The organism is Rhodospirillales bacterium (assembly GCA_016710335.1).
Taxonomy (GTDB): domain Bacteria; phylum Pseudomonadota; class Alphaproteobacteria; order Rhodospirillales; family Defluviicoccaceae; genus JADJXQ01.
This window is the reverse complement of record JADJXQ010000004.1, coordinates 398459-418640: the sequence shown is the minus strand read 5'-3', so window position 1 is coordinate 418640 and position 20182 is coordinate 398459. Positions and strand designations below refer to the sequence as shown.

Genomic DNA, 20182 nt, shown 5'->3' with positions numbered 1-20182 from the left:
GATGGTCCTCATATCTCGTCGCCAGCGCCACCGGTGACGAGATCATAAGCTTGGCGCGCCGTAAACAACGGCCGACCGGGAACGAGTCTCGAAGACTTCTGCACCAGCACCAGGTCCCCGTGTATCGCGCGCATGTAGTCTTCCTTGTGCTCAAGCGCATCCAGGCCGTACTTGACCGCCTCGTCGGCAGCGAAGTTAGTGTGCTCCCACACGAAATAGGCGTCCTCAAGCATTACTCGCCCGTTTTGCTGTACCCATGCCCTCGGCACCACGCATTTCCAAAGATAACCGGAATACAGGGTCGTGCGGCTGCGGCAGCGTTTGATCTTGTGGCGAGGGTCGTCGCCGTCCAGCCAGAGGCAATAGTCGAGCATGCCGCCGAACGCGATCAGGTCGACGCACTTCGGGCAGAAATGCGTGCGGTGGCCGAGAAGCCCGGTCACCTCCACTTCGGCGCCGCCCCATCCCTCGTCGAACCATTCGCGCAACCGGTCTGCCTTGTTCTCGGGAATGATGACCGGCAGTGAATCCGCCTCGTCGCCGCTGCCGATCTGGGCGATGAAGCGGGGGCCTATCCCGTCCGGCAGGCCGTCCTCCAGCGTCCAAGTAAAGTCCCACGAAGGCGCCCACAGGTCAAAGCCGTTGAACAGCCACTCCTGAAGCCGATTGCGCCAGCCGGTGAACGGCGCGACGTTCTGCGTCTGCCGCTCCCACCATCCGCTGTTGAGCAGGGCGCAAGGGAACAAAGTCCCTTCTACCGTGAGTAGTTTCGGCTCGGTCAGCTGCACGCCTAGCAACAGCTTGCTTCTCAGGCTCGCCACGTGCTCGCGATCGCCGACAACAATGTCATTACGGTCCGAGAGACGGCGGAGGAAATGCCGGAAGTGGCGAGCGCGCAGCGGAAGGTATTGCTGAACCTCAGCGGCGATGTCCCGGCCCAGCGACTCGGTGCTATTGCCGTCCGACACCGGCCGTCGCGACAGGCATTGTTCGACGGCTTGGTGGATGCCCTTCGCCACTTCGTGCCAGACGCTGTCGCGCTGTCCCTTCGGCAAAGTCTTGACCGGCTTCATGTCCCGCGGCAGCCCTTGAAGTGCGCCGAAGGGAGCCGGACTCCAGTAGCAATCTTCTATCACGATCGGAATCACGAGGGCGATGCCGGCCTCGTGCCGCTCCATGGCCTGACGCATTTCCGTGCGGTAACAGAACTCCGAATCGAGGAACGCCTTGCTGACCAGGAGCAGGACGATATCGGCCGCGGCCAAGGCGCCGCGAATGCGGTCGTCCCATGGTTCGCCTGGCGAGAGGCGATGGTCGGACCAGACGTCGATGATCCCTTCATGCTTGAGGACACCGAGATGGCGCCGAAGTTCGTTGCACTCCACTTCGTTCTCATGCGCATAGGAAACAAATATTTTTGCCGGCTTTGCAGCCATGGCCGCGCTCCAACGCATGGCGAGCCGGTCGCAGCCTGATGAAGCCGCCCGGATCGCCTGCTACCGCTTACAACGGTTCTCCGGAAGGGGCAGGCCCCGCCACTTGGCGCGGAATGCCTCCTACTTCCGGTTACGCGGCGGATTATAGGTCGTATTTCTAAGGATGCTATGTGAATAGCATCACAGAGCGGCGGGGCCCAACGAATTAGTGTAGCGCTGCAGAGCATCCCGTGCGGGATGAGTCTGCGGACACAGAAGGGGAGGATTGCATCATGTCCCGGGAGGATGAAGCGACCGGCGTTGCCAAGGGAACGATCGTTGCTGTGGGTGCTTCATCGGGAGTCGCCACTGGCTCCGCAATGACAACGGCGGCGGCCACTGCGGCTCACGGAGCGGTGGGGGTGAAGGCGGCGCTCGCCGCCACTACTCTGAAGGGCGCCGCGGTCGCAGTGCTTGGAACCACCGCCGCGTCGATCGCGCTGCCAGCGGCACTCGCCATCGGCGGCACCTATGCAGCGTGGAAGCTGGGCAAGCGGCTTTTCGAGGACTGAGGCCGCGATCGGCGGTTTGTCGGTGCTGACGGACGACTCACATCCGCCAGCACCGTTTTAGTTCAGCAGCCAGAGGGACGTGTTGAGGGCCATGGCGTACGCGACCCAGAGCCCATACGGCGCCAGCAGCCAACCGGCGAGGCGGTCGATACGCCGGAACAGGACGGCGGTGACAACGATCGCGGCGAGCAGTACGACGATCTCGATCAGCGCCAGCCCGATCGCCTGCAGACCGAAGAACAGGACGGTCCATGCGAGGTTGAGGCCGAGTTGGACCAGGAACGCCGTCAGCGCCGCGCGTCCGCCCGCGAACCCGGCGCGGCGCCACACCCGCCAGGCGGCCACCGCCATCATGACATAGAGCACCGTCCACACCGGCCCGAACACCCAGTCGGGCGGGTTGAACGACGGCTTCTGCAAGGTCTGGTACCAGCCGTCGACGCTGGTCGCGGTTATGGCGCCGCCGATCCCCGACACCGCCAGGCACAGGACGGCAAACCCGGCGAGGCCGAGGAGGTCGGGGCCCGACCGGCGCCGGCTCGAGGGCGACGCCGTCACGCGCGGCGCCCGCTGTCCACGGCGACGCTCTCCGGCGGCTCATTCTCCGCCGTCCCGGTCAGCATGTCCTCGAGGCGGCCCTGCTCCACGGCTTCATGGGTCTCCGGCGCCGTCTCGCCCTCCAGCCTCTGCAGCCGGCCGTGCGGGATCTCCTCCCCCGCCGCCCGCTGCTCGTCCTCGATGGCGGCCAGGGCGTGACGGGGGATCAGGCCGAGGTCGGCGGCGTGCTCCGCCATGGCGTGGCTGTCGGCGGCCAGCACCAGACTGCTGCCGGCATCGGCGACCTCTTTGGCCAGGGCCTCGATGGCGGCGATGCGTTCCGGATCACGGCTGATGTTGCGGATGTAGACGGCGAGCACCCGCGACCGGTGCTCCTTGACGATGCGGGCATAGATCTCCGGATCATGCTGGCCCGAGTCGCCGATCAGCACGAACGGCATGTCGTCATAGAGCGACAGCATCCGGTCGATCATATCGCGCTTGTGGTTCTTGCCCTTCTTGGGCAGCGGGTGCTGCAGGGTCACTCCCCACTCCCTGAGGAAAAGGATCGGGCCGACGGGGATGCAGTGCAGGTTGAAGAACGTCTCCAGCACTTCGTAGATGCTCCACGGCCCGCGCGACACGTACAGCATCGGGTTGTGCTCGAAGCCGGAGACACCGCCATAGAGCGCCCGGTACAAGGCGCCGGCGCCGGGGAAGGCGAGCCGGCTCTCCGCCTTGCTGACGAACAGGCGCCACAGCATTTTCAGCTTGTTGGCGACGCCGGTGAACATGACGGTATCGTCGATGTCGCTGATGACGACGAAGCGGCAGGTGTTGGGCGGGATGTACACCCAGCCGCGGGCGTGCGCGTCGCACTTCGGCTCGATCAGCGCCAGTTCGACCGCGTGCCAGCCATCCCGCCCGTGGGGGCGGTCCTGGATGCGCATGTGCAGGCGGAAATAGCCGAGACTGTCGGCAGTGACCCTCTCGACCGCGCCGCCGAAGCGCGCCTCGACCAGCGCGCCGCCGATGCCGCGGCGCAGGAAGCGGCGGAGGATGTCGACGATGTCGTGCGCGAGGCCGCCCAGCCTGAGCCCGATCCCGAGGCCCATCTGCCGGACGACCCGGCCCATGAGAAAGATCTCGTCGTCGTGCCCGAAGCCGCGATAAGCCTGCAGCACCGGTCCGCTGCGCCGCCCCGTGCGGCGAACCGGACGCGCCACCAGCCGCAGCAACCGCCGCAGCCCGGTGTTGGCCATGTGGCGGGTCGAACCGCTGGGGCCAGCGTTCATGAAGGGTCCTCGCGCGCGCGCATCGGCATTGCGCCTGGTTATCGTGCTTGTTCAAGTCAATGCCGGCGGCGACGGCTGGTTCCGCGAGCCGGCATTGTCTCAAACCCGAAATGGAGTTAAACACAAGAAGATAGAGCAGAGTAGCGTTATCGCCGGCGATCGATGGAGCTCCAAGCATGACCTACCGCGAAATCATGGTGCATGTGGACAGCCTCGAGCGGAGCGAAACCCGCGTGCGCTTGGCGCTCGATCTGGCGAAACGGTTCGGCGCGCGGCTCCGCGGCGCGTTCGCCGAGTGCGATCCCTACCTCGCCAATCTGGCCTCGCGGCGGCCGGACGAGATCTTCCGCGACGAGGAGAACCGCTGGCGCGGTCTTTGGGCCGAACAAACCAGCGCTTCCGGCATCGCCGCGGAGTGGTCGGCGAGCATCGTGCGGCGCGACGACGCTCTGATCTCGGCCCTCCTGTTCTGGGCGCGGCATTCCGACCTGGCCGTTCTCGGGCAGCATGATGCGCGCCAGCAGCATGCCTCGGGGGTGCCGCAGGACCTGATCGAGAGGATCGTGCTGTGGTCGGGACGGCCGGTCCTGGCCCTCCCCTATGCCGGCGAGTTTCCCCACGTCGGCCGGCGGGTGATGGTGGCCTGGAACGGCGGCCGCGAGGCGACGCGCGCCGTTCACGATGCCTTGCCGTTCCTCGTCGCGGCGGAAGAGGTGGTGCTGGTCGCCTTGAATCCGCGCGATCCGGCCCGATCCCACGGTGACGTGCCCTGCGCCGACCTGGCGCGGCACCTCAAGGCACACGGCGTCGCCGCCGATACGGAAGCGCTCGAGGTCCAGGACATCGGGGTCATGGACATGCTTCTGTCACGGATCGCCGACCGCGGCGCCGACTTGCTGGTCATGGGCGCCCACGGGCACTACGGCTTCCCGCACCTGAACCGCGGCAGCGGCACCCGCCACATCCTCACCCACCTCACCGTCCCGGTGCTGCTGTCGCACTGACCGTCAGTCGGAGGGAGACGCCAGCTTGAGGCCGAGGATGCCGACGACGATGAAGCCGACGAACACGTAGCGGGCGAGACTCGACGCTTCGCCGAGCAGCCAGATGCCGAGAAAGAACGTGCCGACGGCGCCGATGCCGGTCCACACGGCGTAGGCGGTGCCGACCGGAATGTCGCGCTGGGCCAGCAACAGCAGGACGCCGCTGAGGGTCATGGAAACGGCGGCGAAGATCAGCGGGCCTGCGCGCACGCCGTGTTCGCTCCAGCCGAACTTGAGGCCCATCGGCCAGCCCCACTCGCATATCCCCGCCAGCACCAGGTAAACCCAAGCCACCGCCGCCTCCCCGTCCGCAGCCCCGCTACGGGCTGCAGCATCGGGGGCGGTCGCCGCGCCGTCAACCGAGATGGGAGGCCCCGGGCCTCAGTCGGGCGCGATCCTTGACAGGATGCCGATCAGGGTGGCGATGTCCTCCGGGCTCAAGGCCCGGGCGATGCGGCGCTCATGTCGGCGCACTTTGGGGACCAGCCGGTCCAGCAGCGCCGTCCCGTCGGCGGTCAACGCGAGGGCGTAGGAGCGGCGGTCATGGGCGGCGACGTTCCGCTGCACCCAACCTTCTCCCTGCAGCCGGTCGATGACCGCCACCATCGTCGAGCGCTCGATGCCGATCGCTTTCGCCAACGCCGACTGGCTGAGACCCGGGTTGGCGTCGATGATCACCAGCACGCCGAACACGCCCGGCGTAACCCCGGGGTCGGTGACCACGTCCGTGAAGTCCGCGAACACCCGCGCCTGGGCGCGCCGCAACTGGTAGCCCACCAGCTCCGGCAGCAGCCCGTAGTCGATCCGCCGCCCGCGGGATGGCGCGCGCTTCAAGGGCGCAGCCGACAAGCCGCCCGGAGGGCCACTACTCATGCGGGAGATACGCTCATGGAAAGCGCACGATTTCTGGCCATTTTGCCCGATTCGAGTACATTTTATATCACCTGAACGGGCGTAACTGCTTGGAAACGCAGGCAATGTGTCCGTTTTGAGCGCAGGAATGTATGCGGATGTATGCGGATGTATGCAATACCCGGGTTAACCCCTTGAAAATGCGTCGCTCTACTGTAGCGTGTTCTGGGGCCGCGGCCGTGCGCGGGATGGCGCGCCGCGGGGAAGCCTCGCCTCGGCCCCGCCCAGCACGCCGTCGTCTGAGGCACATAACCCTTACCGCCAGCATCCGCAAGGCCGGGCTTGGACGCCGCCGAGCAAGTCGCGCCGCGGCCGATGCCGCCAGTGGCATTGCAAGTGGGGTGACGCGGGAGAACGTCCAGCGCGGTCACGCTTGCTGTTCGGGGAACATGTTGAAAGAACAGCCCCCGCTGGTGAGGCGGGGGTCTGCGAAGAAGAACCGGCGGATGACCTTGGGACGCCGAGCCCGCACGAAGGGTCGATTTGCTTGCGAAAAGCGACCGCCTCTCGATTTGCTACACCCGCTACGATAGACTACCGGAACACAAAATACAAGGGGTTGAAAAACCGATGAGGGTTCTCGGCTTCGATATCGGTACCACATCTATAGGATTTGCAGTCATCGACCATCTGCCGGAGACAGAGCAAGGTCGGATTCTACGTCTTGGAGTTCGCGTGTTTCCGGAGGCGCGCGATCCTGAAGGAACACCCTTCAACCAGACGCGTCGACAGAAGCGCATGGCGCGCCGACAACTCCGTCGTCGTCGGCAACGCCGTAGAGCGCTGAACGAAGCTCTTGGCAGCGCGGGCTTGTTGCCCAGGTACGGCCATCCTGAATGGTCCGCAACCATGGCCGCAGATCCTTACCTGCTCCGCAAGCGTGGGCTTTCCGAAGCTCTGTCGCCGCACGAGGTCGGCAGAGCAATTTACCATTTGGCCAAGCATCGGCACTTCAGCGGGCGGGAGCTGGAAGAGGACGTTGATCAGGCGGAAGAGGATAGCGACGAGAAGGCCGCGAAGTCGGATCGAGACGAGACGACGAGGGCCCTCCGAGACGCCGGCACGACCCTCGGAGCCTGGCTGTCGTTGCGCGGACCGCAGGAACGAAAGCGGGGCCTCCACGCTCACCGGTCCGACGTCGTGAACGAATTCGAGGCTCTGTGGGAAGCGCAAGCGCCACACCACGCCATCCTGCGGGACACCTCGTTCAAAGCCGCTATCCAGGACACGGTCTTCGCCCAACGGCCCGTCTTCTGGCGCAAGAACACCCTCGGCGAATGCCGCTTCATGCCGGGGGAAGATCTGTGTCCGAAAGGAGCATGGTTGTCCCAGCAACGGCGAATGCTGGAGAAGCTGAATAACCTCGGAGTTGGAGGCAACGCTCGTCCCCTGGACGAAGACGAACGGGCGGCCATCATGGACCGCCTGCAGACGCAAGCGTCGATGACTTGGGCGGGTGTGCGTGCCGCACTCAAGCCGCTCTACAAGGCCCGCGGGGAAGCGGGCGTCGAGAAGCGTCTCAAGTTCAATCTGGAGATCGGCGGCGACAGGGGGCTCCTCGGCAACACGGTCGAGGCCAAGCTTGCCCGTGTCTTCGGAGGCGATTGGGCGGATCATCCCCACAAACAGGCGATTCGCGATGCCGTGCATCGGCGGCTGTGGGCAGCGGACTACGGCGAGATCGGAGACCAACGCGTAATAATACTGTCGGCGCCCGAGCGGAGACAGCGCCGAGCGGAAGCAGTATCGACCTTCATCGCTGACTTCGCCATCACGCAGGAACAAGCGAAGCAACTCTCGGAGATGACCTTCCCGACCGGCTGGGAACCATTTTCTGTCAAAGCGCTTGAGGCTTTCATGCCACATCTCAAGGCAGGCGTCCGCTTCGGCGTTCTCGTCAACGCACCGGAATGGGAAGAATGGAGAAACAGCACCTTCCCCGATCGCGATCGGCCGACTGGTGAGGTTCTCGACCGCTTGCCGAGCCCCGCCGTCCGCGAGGAGCGGGAGCGGATCGCCAAGCTTCGCAATCCGACGGTCGTGCGCACCCAGAACGAGCTGCGTAAGGTCGTCAATAACCTCATCGGTCTCTACGGCAAGCCGGACATGATCCGTGTCGAGGTTGCTCGGGACGTCGGCAAGTCGAAGCGCGAACGGGAAGAGACAGAAGCCGCACGAAGAAAGCAGGAGAAGCGCCGACGAGACGCCGTCAAGGATCTCGGTGAGAACGGAATCCATGAGCCGTCACGAAGGGACATCGAGCGCTGGCTCCTGTGGAAGGAAAGCCGGGAGCGTTGCCCCTATACCGGCGACCAGATCGGCTTTGACGCCTTGTTTCGAGAGGGGCGCTTCGACGTCGAGCACATCTGGCCGCGCTGGCGCTCCTTCGACGACAGCTTCCGCAACAAGACCCTGTGCCGCAGGGACGTGAACCTCGAGAAAGGCGACAGGACGCCGTTCGAGTACTTGGCTCACGACCCCGACCGGTGGGACGCGGTCAAGAGGCGCCTGCAGGAGATGATCGCGGCGAAGGGCGGGAATGGCATGTCGGCGGGAAAGGTGAAGCGGTTCCTGGCCGAGTGCCTGCCGGACGAATTCGCCAGCCGCCAGTTGAACGACACCGGCTATGCCGCTCGGCAAGCGGTCGCCTTCCTTAAGCGTCTCTGGCCGGACGTCGGACCCGAAGCGCCCGTTCATGTTCAGGCCGTCACCGGTCGGGTTACCGCACGGCTCCGGGAGCTGTGGGGACTTAACAACATCCTGGCGGACAACGGCGAGAAGACGCGCGCCGACCATCGCCACCACGCCATCGACGCGCTCACCGTCGCCTGTACCCACCCCGGGATGACGAACCGCCTGTCCCGCTATTGGCAGGCCAAGGACGATCCGCGTGCCGCGGAACCGAGCCTGCCGCCGCCGTGGACGACAATCCGTGCCGACGCGGAAAAGGCTGTCACCAACATCGTCGTCTCGCACCGGGTGCGGAAGAAGGTATCCGGACCGCTGCACAAGGACACCGTCTACGGCGACACTGGCAACGACGTCTCGACAAAGAGCGGTACCTATCGCGAGTTCGTCACCCGGAAGAGGCTCGAGTCGATCAGCAAGACCGAGCTTGGGTGCATCTGCGACTCGCGCGTTCGCGAGGTCGTCACCGGATGGGTCAACGAACGCGGTGGCGATCCGAAGAGGGCGTTTCCGCCCTACCCGCGACTCGGAGACGATAAACCGGAAATCCGGAAGGTACGACTGTGGACAAGACAACAGGTCCGTCTGATGGCTCCGGTCTCCACTGGATACGCCGATCTCGGCGCCAACCACCACATCGCGATCTACCGCACCGCGGCAGGACGGGTGGTCTTCGATGTCGTCAGCCTGTTCGAAGCCGCACGGAGAGTTGCGCGGAGGGAACCGATCGTACGGCGCGCGCCGGAGGATGGCGCTGCATTCGTCATGTCGCTTGCGCCAGGCGACGCACTGCAGCTCACGGAGGGAAACAAGGCAGGCTGCTGGATCGTACAGGGCGCGTGGTCGAACGGTCAGATTGTTGTTGAGAACGCCAATGACGCGGCGCACGCGACGACCAACCGCCCCAACGCAGCGTCCCTGTTGGCGAGGGGCGCCCGAAAGGTGGCGGTCGATCCGATCGGCCGCGTTCGGCCCGCCAACGACTGATGAGGAGCCGTGATGATCCGGAAGACGGTGGAGTTCGCAACCCCCGGCACCCGGCTCTCCGTTTCCCACCGGCAACTGGTGGTGGAGAGACCGGAGCACCCGACGGCGACCTTGCCAATCGAGGATCTGGGGGTTGTCATCGTCGACGACGTGCGGGCGACCTACAGTCAAGCCGTCTTCATCGAACTACTCGCGGCCGGGGCGACCCTGATGGTCACGGGTCGTGACCACCTTCCGGCCGGAATGATGCTGCCGCTCGACGCTCACCACGTGCAGACCGAGCGCCATCGGGCCCAGGTGGAGGCGGGCGAACCGCGGAAAAAAAGGATCTGGCAGGCTCTGGTCCGGGTCAAGATCGCGCAGCAGGGCCATGTCCTGTCGTGGTTCACGTCGGACCCATGCGGCCTTCCCCTCATGGCCCGCCGGGTCCGGTCCGGCGATCCGGACAATCTCGAGGCCCAGGCGGCGCAGCGCTATTGGCCGCGCTTGTTCGGTCGGGAATTCCGCCGTGATCGCGATGCCGACGGCATCAACGCCCTCCTCAACTACGGCTACGCTGTCGTCCGCGCCGCCATAGCCCGTGCCGTAGTTGCGGCGGGCCTGATCCCCTCCCTCGGGGTGTACCACCGCAACAGGGGGAATCCCTTCTGTCTCGCCGACGACCTTCTCGAACCGTATAGGCCCTATGTCGACTGGCGAGTGCGATTGCTCGTTGGTACTGAGGGCGAAACAGCGCCAAGCTTGGGAGAGCGCGCGGCTCGAGCGGCTCTGCTGTCCTTGTTCAACGAAACGGTCGTCGTCGCAGGCAGGAAATATCCACTTCTCGTGGCGATCGGAATCAGTGCCGCCTCTCTGAGCCGTGCCCTTACCGGTGGCGATCGCTCACTGGCGATGCCGGAAGGGATGCCGGTGTCACCAGATCTCCTGGAGGCGGAGCTCTAGCGCAATTGGCTCACGATCGTCCCGTACCTCAGTTTCCATGGGGATGGCGCTCAATGTGGGTGATAGCGATGTTCGACCTTCCGACCGATACGGCGAAAGCTCGAAAGGCCTACGCCCAGTTCCGCAAGCACTTGATCGAGGATGGGTTTACCATGATGCAGTTCTCGGTCTACTCGCGCCATTGCGCCTCCATCGAGAACGCCGAGGTGCACGTTAAGCGGATGGGGGACGTCGTACCTTCGGCGGGAGAGGTGCGCTTCCTCGTCATCACCGACAAGCAGTTCAGCCGCATCAAGATCTATGTTGGGAAAAAACGGCGCCCCGTCGCGCCTTCGCCCCCCCAACTCGAGCTATTCTGAGCGTTGGGAGGGCGAAAACGCAAGGGACTCAAGGAGCTTGCCCGAAGGCCGCAAGTGCTACAAAAGGGTCGGCCGCAATCCCGGCGCAGCTCGACGCCCTGTTCGACGGGAGCCGCCCGGTGTAGCAAATCGAGCCGGCCGCAATCCGCAGCGAACGATCTAGTGATGAAGACGCACGACGGAGTGTAGCAAATCGAGAGCCGGCCGCAATCCGCAGCATAGAACGACACACGCAGATGGAGGAATGAAGTGTAGCAAATCGAGAGCCGGCCGCAATCCGCAGCACACCTCACCCCGACCGTCAATCCATAAAAAGTGTAGCAAATCGAGAGCCGGCCGCAATCCGCAGCGCATCGGCAACCGCAACATCGCAGGCGAAAAGTGTAGCAAATCGAGGCGGCCGCAATCCGCGCCGACTGCCTCAGCCCACAGTTGCGCGCGGTAGTGTAGCAAATCGAGAGCCGGCCGCAATCCGCAGCAGCCGGCAATCTCGGATTTCTGCGCCAAAAGTGTAGCAAATCGAGAGCCGGCCGCAATCCGCAGCGCCTGCATGTCAGCCCGCTCCGCGTCCTGCAGTGTAGCAAATCGAGAGCCGGCCGCAATCCGCAGCGGATACCCCGGCATCAGCGGTGGCTGCGTCAGTGTAGCAAATCGAGAGCCGGCCGCAATCCGCAGCGTAATCATGCCAGACGTGCCGAACCCCGCGAGTGTAGCAAATCGAGAGCCGGCCGCAATCCGCAGCTGCTGATGCAGGAAGGGGCAAAAGCCGTGAGTGTAGCAAATCGAGGCCGGCCGCAATCCGCAGCAGGAGATGGCTGCGGCCGAGGACGAGGGGCCAGTGTAGCAAATCGAGAGCCGGCCGCAATCCGCAGCGAAGGACGCGATGCATGTTAACTTTTGCGCAGTGTAGCAAATCGAGAGCCGGCCGCAATCCGCAGCGCCACGCTCGGTTTGGCCACCGGGTATCAGTAGTGTAGCAAATCGAGAGCCGGCCGCAATCCGCAGCCATATCTGGGTGGGGGAATACACCGGGACCAGTGTAGCAAATCGAGAGCCGGCCGCAATCCGCAGCCTGGAGTCCGACGCGGTTGCTGGCGGGTATAGTGTAGCAAATCGAGAGCCGGCCGCAATCCGCAGCTGGTGGATAGCGAGGACATCGCCCGCGAGAGTGTAGCAAATCGAGAGCCGGCCGCAATCCGCAGCGAAAAAGTTGCACTGCACATCGCGGTCGCCAGTGTAGCAAATCGAGAGCCGGCCGCAATCCGCAGCGGAGCGACCCCGCTGAGGACGTCGCTGCCCAGTGTAGCAAATCGAGAGCCGGCCGCAATCCGCAGCCGTCAGGCCGTCATAGAGCCCCGCCAGGAGAGTGTAGCAAATCGAGAGCCGGCCGCAATCCGCAGCAGGTATTCCTGCAACCCGTTGGGTTCGGACAGTGTAGCAAATCGAGAGCCGGCCGCAATCCGCAGCCGGCAACGGCCGCTACGCCGCCGAGCTCACAGTGTAGCAAATCGAGAGCCGGCCGCAATCCGCAGCGTACGCGCGTCGACCCTGACCGGCGCCTGGAGTGTAGCAAATCGAGAGCCGGCCGCAATCCGCAGCTGGCGATCCCGATCGGCCCGCCGACTGGAAAGTGTAGCAAATCGAGAGCCGGCCGCAATCCGCAGCAAGGGAGTGACGGCAGATGAGCTTTTGGGAAGTGTAGCAAATCGAGAGCCGGCCGCAATCCGCAGCTGGCGCATCACGCCGACTGGCCGGTGAACGAGTGTAGCAAATCGAGAGCCGGCCGCAATCCGCAGCAAGACCCGCAGCGGCATACCTAGCGCCGTGAGTGTAGCAAATCGAGAGCCGGCCGCAATCCGCAGCCCCAGTCCCAGACGCCGTAATCGTGACCGTAGTGTAGCAAATCGAGAGCCGGCCGCAATCCGCAGCATAACGGTGCTGCGCGATCCGGGGCGCTTCAGTGTAGCAAATCGAGAGCCGGCCGCAATCCGCAGCCCTTGGCGAGCCGCGCATGCTTTTGCGCCGAGTGTAGCAAATCGAGAGCCGGCCGCAATCCGCAGCAGAGCAGATGACGATCTGCCCGATGCTTATAGTGTAGCAAATCGAGAGCCGGCCGCAATCCGCAGCGCAGAGTTCGAGATGCTCGCTGATGCGTTTAGTGTAGCAAATCGAGAGCCGGCCGCAATCCGCAGCAACTGGTCGAGGTGGACGCCGAGCGCTGGCAGTGTAGCAAATCGAGAGCCGGCCGCAATCCGCAGCACACTTCAACCGTAGAGCATGTGATTGACAGTGTAGCAAATCGAGAGCCGGCCGCAATCCGCAGCCGCAAGCATACAGGACACGAGACCGACGGCTCAGTGTAGCAAATCGAGAGCCGGCCGCAATCCGCAGCGCGGCCGCAATCCGCAGCGTGCCCGGCTGCAGGCCGATCGGGCCGGTGAGTGTAGCAAATCGAGAGCCGGCCGCAATCCGCAGCCGATCGACCATTCCGACCTGGGAGAAGATTAGTGTAGCAAATCGAGAGCCGGCCGCAATCCGCAGCGCGCGGGGGTTACGGGGCTGTCGGTGTCCAAGTGTAGCAAATCGAGAGCCGGCCACAATCCGCAGCGCGCCGGCAGGGGCGAGCGCGGTGGTGATCAGTGTAGCAAATCGAGAGCCGGCCGCAATCCGCAGCTGGCGGCCGACCAGCTTGTCGAGGTGCTGCAGTGTAGCAAATCGAGAGCCGGCCGCAATTCGCAGCCTGGAGCCGATGGCGGAGCGCGCGAGAGCGAGTGTAGCAAATCGAGAGCCGGCCGCGATTGGGGGCGGTCGGGCCGGCGGGTGTTCCCGGCAGTAGTCGTCACCGGGGTTTGGGGCGGAGGTCGCGGACGCGGACGGCTTTGCCTTCTGAGCGGGGCACTTCGCCGGGGCGCTTGACGACGACGTTGCAGGTGAGGCCGATCAGGGACTTGATGAGGTGGCAGGTCTCCTCGCCCTTGCGCTCGCGGGCCTCGTCGTCGAGCGGAGCGTCGGGGGTCATCTCCACCTCGACGGTGACCTCGTCGAGGGCCTCCTCGCGGGTCAGCACGAGCTGATAGTGCGGGGCGATGTCGGGGACGCCGATCAGCACCGCCTCGATCTGCGACGGATAGACGTTGACGCCGCGGATGATCAGCATGTCGTCGGTGCGCCCGGTGACCCGCATGAAGCGCCGGTGGGTGCGCCCGCAGGCGCACGGCTCGTCGGTCAAGAGCGTGATGTCGCGGGTGCGGTAGCGGATCATCGGCAGCGCCTGTTTGGTGAGCGTGGTGATCACCAGTTCGCCCGCCTCTCCGACCGGCAGCGGCTCGAAGGTCTCGGGGTCGACCACCTCGATCAGGAAATGGTCCTCCCAGACGTGCAGCCCTGACTGCACCACGTGGCACTCGCAGGCGACGCCGGGGCCGAGGATCTCCGAGAGCCCATAGATGTCGACGGCCTTGATCACCATGCGGCCTTCCAACTCCTTCCGCATGCCCTCGCTCCACGGCTCGGCGCCGAACACGCCGTAGCTGAGGGGCGAGTTGCGAAGATCGATGCCGTGCTGCTCCGCAACCTCCGCGATGTTGAGGGCGTAGGACGGGGTCGCGCACAGTATCTTCGCCCCGAAGTCGCGCAGCAGCACGACCTGACGCTCTGTGGCGCCGCCGGACACCGGCACGACCGTACAGCCGAGCCGTTCCGCCCCGTAGTGCGCGCCGAGGCCGCCCGTGAACAGGCCATACCCGTAGGCGTTATGCACGGTGTCGCCGGGCTTGGCGCCGGCGCAGGCCAACGAGCGCGCCATCAGATCGGCCCAGAGTTCTATGTCGGCTCGGGTGTAGGCGACCACCGTGGGCTTGCCGGTCGTCCCCGAAGAGGCGTGCAGGCGGAGGATCATTTTCTTCGGCACGGCGAACATGCCGAACGGGTAGTTTTCGCGGAGGTCGTTCTTGACGGTGAACGGGAGGTGCCTGATGTCCGCCAGCGACGTGACGCGATCCGGATCGATGCCCGCGCTGTCCCAGGCGCGCTGGTAGTGCGGCACGTTGTCATAGGCGTGGCGCAGTGTTTTCTTGAGGCGGCCGAGCTGCAAGGCCTCCAGTTCGGCGCGCGGCATCAGTTCGGCGTTGGGGTCGAATATGTAGGTCTGTGGATGGCCCAAGTCCGCGAGTGCTGCCTGCGATGTCATGACGTTTCCTCCCCGTCCGGGTTGTTATGGGCGTCGTTGATGGCGTTCCGCACGGCGGTCCGGACGGCCTCCGGATCATCGTCGAGACGGCGCTCCCAATCGTTGAACAGCGCATGGAGCCGGCGAAGACCGCGTGAACGGACCTCCCCGTAGCCGCGCGCCCACACCGCCGCCGCGGCAACGTCGCCGGCCAGCGCGGGATCCCGGCGGGCGGCGGCGGCGACCGCGGCCAGCCAGATTTCGATGGCGGCCTGTTCGCGGGCGTAACGCAACGTCCGCCGCCGCCATGGCCGCAGCACCGCGAGGGCGCGGAACGCCAGGAAGCCGGCGGGCGAAGCGGTATTGATGCGCAAGCCGACGCCGGTCCCGGCCTTCCCCGGCTTCGGCGGCGGCAGCAGGCGGGCGGCCCAGGGGGGCAGCACGCCCTCCATCTCTTCCCGCCCCGGCTTGAGGAAATCGACGACCGTCAGCGGTGCATCCTCGGCGCCGCCGACCTCGGCGCGGATGCGCCGGAGGCGGCCGGGGCGGGTCTTGAGCTGAGCCACCCGGATCACGTCCTCGAACGCCATCCATGCCGCAAGGCGCCGGGCGACGGCTTGCGCGAGGGCATGATCGGGGTCGGCATCGAGCGCGATGATCGGCGTGAGGCGTTCGAGGTAGAGGCGCGCGTAGGCCTCGTCCTGATAGTCTACGAGGCGGGCGAGGCCGTGGCCGACGATGGCTCGAAGCGGCTCCGGCAGGTCGGCGACCTCGCGGACAAAGGCTGCGGGCGCGTCGTCGAAGACGGCGCCGTCGGGGGGAGCGTCCGGCGTTGCGGAAGGGCGACGCGCCACGGCGACGCCGGCCTCGAAGCCGGCGAGGTTGGCGGCGACGGCGACGCCGGCGTGCTCGATCGCCGACCGGCACGCGGATGGCGACAACGGCAAGACGCCGGTCTCGGCGATCGCCCCGAACAGCACGGCGTTGAGCCGGCCCGGGATACGTGGCCCGGACTCGGCCGGTGCATCGATCTCGATCAGCCGCTTGCCGGCGCGGGCCAGCGCCGCCAGCACCGGCGCCGCTGCGATGGTGCCGTCGCCGGGCGGCATCTTCTCGGCGGTGCTGAGCGTCCGCTCCCGCGCGCTGACCACCGTCGTCTCGCGCCCGACATACCCTAGCGCCAGGGCGCGGCCGGCCTCGGTCGGCTCCAGGGCGGCGAGGAGATCAACGTCTCCGGACGACGGGTAGAGGGAGAATACCGGATTCTTCGGCGGATCGCGGCGGGGAAACAGCTCGAAGTAGTACGTGGTGGCGCCGGTGCGCTGGGCGACGCCGGGGATCGACGTGGCCTGCGCCGGAAATCCGTCGTGGCGGGCCGCGGCGACCAGCCAGTCGGCGAGCACCCCGCCCCCCTGCCCGCCCAACGCCGCGATCAGCACGCAAACGGGACGCTCTTCCGTCATCGACGCGGCAGCGGCAGTCATGACGCGCCCACGGCCGCGAGCAGGCGGCGGTTGAGGCGGGCGCGGAGCGACTGCCAGCGGTTCGGCTGAACGGTGGTCGACGCCTTGTAGAACGACGGGCACAGCTTTGCCGCCTGCGCCACCTGGCCGCACAGGTCGCAGGCGACGCAGTCGGGGGCGACGGTGGCGGTCGGCGCATCCTTCAAGGGGTCGCGGGCGGGGCGGAGGGTGAGCGACGGGCAGCCGTTGAGGCGCATGCAGGAGTGGTCCCCGACGCACACCTCCTCGTCGACGCCGTAGCGTTCCTTCCGCGTCGGCAGCCCCGCCTTGGCGCGCTCGGCGTCCAGCTTGCGGCGGCGGCGGCCCTTGGCGAGGGCGCACTCGGCATCGGAGATGACGACGCGCACGCCCTGCCCGCGACGGTCCAGCGCCTGACGCAGGATGCGCAAGGTCCTGCCCACGTCGTAGGCGTCGACGCGGCGGAGCCACGGCACGCCGATGGCCCGCAGGGTGCGCTCGATCGACACCTGCACTTTCCGGCCCCATGGCGTCGAACCCGTAGACGGCACGTGCTGCTGGCCGGTGGCCGAGGCGTAGCCGTTTTCCAGTATGATCAGCACCGAGTCATGGCCGTTCCACTGGGCGTTGACGGCGCCGGTCGCAAGGCCGTTGTGCCAGAAGCCGCCGTCGCCCATGACCGCGACGCTCGACTGGTTCAGCGCAGGGCCGACGGCGCCGCCGCTGGCGAGGCTCATCCCGTATCCGAGGACGGTCGAGCCCATGTTGAACGGCGGCAGGGTCGCAAACGTGTTGCAGCCGATGTCGGACGAGATGTGGAGCGGGCCGCGCTCCCGCTGCAGCAGCTTGAGCGCCGTGAACACCGGCCGCTCCGGACAGCCGGTGCAGAAGCCCGGCGGCCGCGGTGGCGGCGGCGTCTCCAGCATCGCCCGCGCCGCCTTCACGCCGTCCTGCACCTCCCCTAGGCGGCGCTTCGCCTCGGGGCCAAGCGCCGGGTCGGCGTCTTCGAGCCAGGCGGCGAGGCCGGCGCGCACCACGTCGCCCGTGTACTCGCCGGCCTCGGGCAGCACGTCCTTGCCATGAACGCGAACATCGAGGCCGCGCTCCTGGGCAAGCGAGCGGATCTGCTGCTCGATGAACGCCGGGTTGCCCTCCTCCACCACCAACACGGTCCGTTTGCCGTCGAGGAATGCCGCGACCTGGTCCGGCACCAGCGGGTGGATGACGTTGAGAATCAGGAGCGGCACCGGCGTGTCGCCGTAGGCGCCGGCGGCGCCGAGCAGGCGCAGCGCCCGCAGCACGACGCCGTAGGCGCCGCCTTGAAGAATGATGCCGAGCGGCCGGCCGTCTCCGGGATGCTCCTCGTTGAGGCTGTGTTCGACGATGAAGCGCCTAGCCGCCGGCAGCCGCTCTTCGATCTTGGCCTTCTCCTGGGCGTAGGTGGAGGGCGGCAGGACGATGCGGCCGTAATCGTATTGCGCCGCCGGCAGCGGGTTGCGGGCGCTCCACGGCGGCGGCCGGTTGTCCTTGGCGACGAACGAGCCGGTCATGTGCGCGGCGCGGATGCGGATACTCATGATCACCGGCAGGTGGCAGGCTTCGGACAGGTCGAACGCCTCCTCGGTGAGGCGCACCAGGGTCGGCATGTGGTAGCGCGGATCGATCAGCGGGATCGAGGACTTGAGGGCCGTCGCGTGGGTGCGTTCCTGGATGACGCTGGCGCCCTCGCCGTAGTCCTCGCCGACGACGATCAGGGCGCCGCCAGTGACCCCGGCCGACGCCAGGTTGGAGAGCGCATCGGAGGCGACGTTGGTGCCGACGATGGATTTCCACGTCACCGCGCCGCGCAAGGGATAATGGATGGAGGCGCCCAGCAGCGCCGCCGCCCCCGCCTCGCTCGCCGATTGCTCGAACTGGACGCCGAGCGGCTCGAGGACGCGGTCGCGGGACTCGGCCAACACGTCCATCAGGTGCGAGACCGGCGCTCCCGGGTAGCCGCCCACGTAGGCGACGCCGGACTGCAGCAGCGCCTTGGTGATCGCGAGGATCGCTTCGCCCTCGAACACATCGCCGTCGCCGAGGGTCAGCTTGACCACGTCGTCGGCGAACGAGCGCTCCATGCCCGACGCGCCGACCGGGCCGATCTGTTCGTGGAAGCGAGGCAGGATGTTCATCGCGCCGACCATCCCGGTTTGACGCCCGGCCCGCCCGGTCCCGCGCCGCGTGCCGGGGTGTGGCGGATCGCGAAGCCCTGGTTGAAGCCGGCGCGGGTGATCAGGGTGAACTTGAACGCCCAGCCGCCGGCCATCGCCAGCAAGCCGCCGAGCACGAAGCCGGGGGTCAGCAGCGGCGGGAACGCCAGCCCGCCGGCGATCAACAGGATCGGGCCGATGTGGGACGCGAGGATGAACGGCGCCTGCAGGGACTGGAGCACGTCGAGCGCGCCGGCCGGCGCACCGCCGTGCCTGAGGTTCGCGAAGTAGCGGACCCAGAACCACCAGCGGAGCGCCACCAGCGCCAGCACGGCCAGCGCTGCCGCCAGTCCGACGCCGAAGGGATCGGCCAGCGCGGCGGTGCCGGCGAGGAACGCACCGCCGCCTTCGGCCAATCCCGTCGTCACCAGCAGCGGCACCACCCGGTCCTCCCGCCATGTCGGGATGCCTTTGGAGGCGTGGATCATCCGCGCCTGGCAGTAGAGGAACACCAGCGCCAACGCCGCGGTCACCGCGGCTAGGACGGCGGAGTCGAACCACACCGCGGCGAGGCCCGCGGCGAACAGCGGGCCGCTGGTCAGCGCCTCCCGCGTCATCCACGAGGTGTGCGGATTGATAACGACGTTGATGAACCGCCACGGCCGGCCGATCTCAAGCCAGACGAAGAACAGGCCGGCGGCGATCAGCGCCAACGCCGCCAGCCCCGGAATCACGAACGAGGCGCCAGCGACGGCGGCCGCGGCGGCGAAAGCGGCGAGGCCGGTGCCGGCGCCGCCGCACATGAAGTTGCCGGCGGCGCGCCAGTCCCAATGCTCTTGCTGGCGCGGCGCCGCGCCCGGCGACATGACGCCGGAATCCATGGCGACCGGCGCCCGCGCGTCGTCGCTCTCCTCCCCGCGCTTCCACAGGTAATAGAAGCCGGGACGGGTGTTCAGTTCCTCATGCATGGGAAAGTGCCGGTAGTCGTGGAGCAGAGCCGAGACGTTGCTGTCGGGGTTGTCGAGGTCGCCGAAGTGGAGCGCGTCGGCGATGCAGGAGTTGACGCAGGCCGGCGTCGCCTCCGGATCGAGTCCCGGGGTCAGGCCGTGCTCGAGACCAAAGTCGACGCGGTCCGAGCAGAAGGTGCATTTCTGGGCGACGCCGAGGCGGCGCGGCTCCTCACGCTTCGCCTCGTTTTTCATCTTCATGCCCACGCCGCCATACGCGAAGCGCGGCGCGTCGATCTTGTAGCGGGCCTGGTAGGGGCAGGCGACGGCGCAGTAGGCGCAGCCGATGCAGAGTTCGTAGTCGATGGTGACGATGCCGTCGGCGCGCTGGCCGGTCGCGGTGGAGGGGCAGACGTGCATGCACGGCGGATCCTCGCAGTGCATGCAGCCGACCGGCACGAACGTCCGGGTGACATTGGGGAATTCGCCGGACTCGACATCCAGCACCTTCCGCCACTGCACCGCCGGCGAGGTGGCGTTGGCGTGCTTGCAGGCGGCGGTGCAGGTCTGGCAGCCGACGCAGCGGTCGAGATCGGCGATCATCGCCCACCGCGTCATCGCGCTGATCCTATAGAGCGTGTCAT

14 protein-coding genes, 1 pseudogene and 1 CRISPR repeat array are annotated in these 20182 nt (G+C 66.6%); of the genes and pseudogenes, 5 read left to right on the top strand and 10 right to left on the bottom strand.

Features of this window, described 5'->3' with window-relative positions; all coding sequences use genetic code 11:
• Nucleotides 1-8: 8 nt before the first annotated feature.
• Complete coding sequence (locus tag IPM60_09590) at nt 9-1436, bottom strand: toll/interleukin-1 receptor domain-containing protein (protein ID MBK8908140.1); 1428 nt, start codon at nt 1434-1436, stop codon at nt 9-11.
• A 272-nt stretch (nt 1437-1708) separates the two neighbouring features.
• Between IPM60_09590 and IPM60_09585 the strand changes: the two genes are divergently transcribed.
• Complete coding sequence (locus tag IPM60_09585; GenBank protein ID MBK8908139.1) at nt 1709-1987, top strand: hypothetical protein; 279 nt, start codon at nt 1709-1711, stop codon at nt 1985-1987.
• A gap of 57 nt (nt 1988-2044) precedes the next feature.
• Here the strand turns inward: IPM60_09585 and IPM60_09580 are convergent, their stop codons facing one another.
• On the bottom strand, nt 2045-2545 hold the full coding sequence (locus IPM60_09580; protein ID MBK8908138.1) for a tryptophan-rich sensory protein: 501 nt from the start codon (nt 2543-2545) through the stop codon (nt 2045-2047).
• Nucleotides 2542-3786, bottom strand: a complete 1245-nt coding sequence (locus tag IPM60_09575) for a DUF2183 domain-containing protein (protein ID MBK8908137.1) — start codon at nt 3784-3786, stop codon at nt 2542-2544. Before IPM60_09575 ends, IPM60_09580 begins: the two co-directional genes overlap by 4 nt.
• Before the next feature lie 209 nt (nt 3787-3995).
• Here IPM60_09575 and IPM60_09570 point away from each other — a divergent pair, with 209 nt between their 5' ends.
• Nucleotides 3996-4823 carry a universal stress protein gene (locus IPM60_09570; protein MBK8908136.1) on the top strand — a complete coding sequence of 276 codons (828 nt, stop codon included), beginning with the start codon at nt 3996-3998 and terminating at the stop codon, nt 4821-4823.
• Between the two features lie 3 nt (nt 4824-4826).
• Here IPM60_09570 and IPM60_09565 read toward each other — a convergent pair whose 3' ends face one another.
• Together IPM60_09565 and IPM60_09560 are read right to left on the bottom strand one after the other, a co-directional pair.
• The gene (locus tag IPM60_09565; protein ID MBK8908135.1) at nt 4827-5156 is read right to left on the bottom strand and encodes a multidrug efflux SMR transporter; all 330 of its coding nucleotides are present in this window, start codon (nt 5154-5156) and stop codon (nt 4827-4829) included.
• Nucleotides 5157-5243: 87 nt separating this feature from the next.
• Entirely contained in the window at nt 5244-5735 is a 492-nt protein-coding gene (locus tag IPM60_09560) for a MarR family transcriptional regulator (protein ID MBK8908134.1), read from the bottom strand.
• Between the two features lie 609 nt (nt 5736-6344).
• Between IPM60_09560 and cas9 the strand changes: the two genes are divergently transcribed.
• The 3 genes from cas9 to cas2 are packed head-to-tail and all read left to right on the top strand — an operon-like array spanning nt 6345 to nt 10750.
• Nucleotides 6345-9449 carry a type II CRISPR RNA-guided endonuclease Cas9 gene (gene cas9, locus IPM60_09555; GenBank protein MBK8908133.1) on the top strand — a complete coding sequence of 1035 codons (3105 nt, stop codon included), beginning with the start codon at nt 6345-6347 and terminating at the stop codon, nt 9447-9449.
• Nucleotides 9450-9461: 12 nt separating this feature from the next.
• Entirely contained in the window at nt 9462-10391 is a 930-nt protein-coding gene (gene cas1, locus IPM60_09550; protein MBK8908132.1) for a type II CRISPR-associated endonuclease Cas1, read from the top strand.
• A gap of 53 nt (nt 10392-10444) precedes the next feature.
• Nucleotides 10445-10750: a CRISPR-associated endonuclease Cas2 gene (gene cas2, locus IPM60_09545; protein ID MBK8908131.1), complete on the top strand. Its 306-nt coding sequence runs from the start codon at nt 10445-10447 to the stop codon at nt 10748-10750.
• A gap of 116 nt (nt 10751-10866) precedes the next feature.
• Nucleotides 10867-13556: a CRISPR direct-repeat array (repeat unit 36 nt; unit sequence AGTGTAGCAAATCGAGAGCCGGCCGCAATCCGCAGC).
• A 33-nt stretch (nt 13557-13589) separates the two neighbouring features.
• On the opposite strand, the gene IPM60_09540 is transcribed toward cas2, so the two are convergent.
• The 5 genes and pseudogenes from IPM60_09540 to IPM60_09520 form a co-directional block, all read right to left on the bottom strand.
• Nucleotides 13590-14939: a phenylacetate--CoA ligase gene (locus IPM60_09540; GenBank protein MBK8908130.1), complete on the bottom strand. Its 1350-nt coding sequence runs from the start codon at nt 14937-14939 to the stop codon at nt 13590-13592.
• Entirely contained in the window at nt 14936-16402 is a 1467-nt protein-coding gene (locus IPM60_09535; GenBank protein MBK8908129.1) for an indolepyruvate oxidoreductase subunit beta family protein, read from the bottom strand. Before IPM60_09535 ends, IPM60_09540 begins: the two co-directional genes overlap by 4 nt.
• A complete protein-coding gene (locus tag IPM60_09530; protein ID MBK8908128.1) occupies nt 16399-18573 on the bottom strand; it encodes an indolepyruvate ferredoxin oxidoreductase subunit alpha in 2175 nt (724 codons plus the stop codon). Before IPM60_09530 ends, IPM60_09535 begins: the two co-directional genes overlap by 4 nt.
• Entirely contained in the window at nt 18570-19457 is an 888-nt protein-coding gene (gene nrfD, locus IPM60_09525) for a polysulfide reductase NrfD (GenBank protein ID MBK8908127.1), read from the bottom strand. Before nrfD ends, IPM60_09530 begins: the two co-directional genes overlap by 4 nt.
• A gap of 45 nt (nt 19458-19502) precedes the next feature.
• Nucleotides 19503-20156 (bottom strand): annotated as a pseudogene (locus tag IPM60_09520) (4Fe-4S dicluster domain-containing protein).
• Between the last annotated feature and the right edge of the window lie 26 nt (nt 20157-20182).

Coding starts and splice junctions, on each gene's coding strand:
- IPM60_09575 (MBK8908137.1), bottom strand. CDS start 3,786: ATGGCCAACACCGGGCTGCGGCGGTTGCTGCGGCTGGTGGCGCGTCCG.
- nrfD (MBK8908127.1), bottom strand. CDS start 19,457: ATGTCGCCGGGCGCGGCGCCGCGCCAGCAAGAGCATTGGGACTGGCGC.
- cas9 (MBK8908133.1), top strand. CDS start 6,345: ATGAGGGTTCTCGGCTTCGATATCGGTACCACATCTATAGGATTTGCA.
- IPM60_09535 (MBK8908129.1), bottom strand. CDS start 16,402: ATGACTGCCGCTGCCGCGTCGATGACGGAAGAGCGTCCCGTTTGCGTG.
- IPM60_09540 (MBK8908130.1), bottom strand. CDS start 14,939: ATGACATCGCAGGCAGCACTCGCGGACTTGGGCCATCCACAGACCTAC.
- IPM60_09530 (MBK8908128.1), bottom strand. CDS start 18,573: ATGAACATCCTGCCTCGCTTCCACGAACAGATCGGCCCGGTCGGCGCG.
- cas2 (MBK8908131.1), top strand. CDS start 10,445: ATGTGGGTGATAGCGATGTTCGACCTTCCGACCGATACGGCGAAAGCT.
- IPM60_09590 (MBK8908140.1), bottom strand. CDS start 1,436: ATGGCTGCAAAGCCGGCAAAAATATTTGTTTCCTATGCGCATGAGAAC.
- IPM60_09560 (MBK8908134.1), bottom strand. CDS start 5,735: ATGAGTAGTGGCCCTCCGGGCGGCTTGTCGGCTGCGCCCTTGAAGCGC.
- cas1 (MBK8908132.1), top strand. CDS start 9,462: ATGATCCGGAAGACGGTGGAGTTCGCAACCCCCGGCACCCGGCTCTCC.
- IPM60_09570 (MBK8908136.1), top strand. CDS start 3,996: ATGACCTACCGCGAAATCATGGTGCATGTGGACAGCCTCGAGCGGAGC.
- IPM60_09585 (MBK8908139.1), top strand. CDS start 1,709: ATGTCCCGGGAGGATGAAGCGACCGGCGTTGCCAAGGGAACGATCGTT.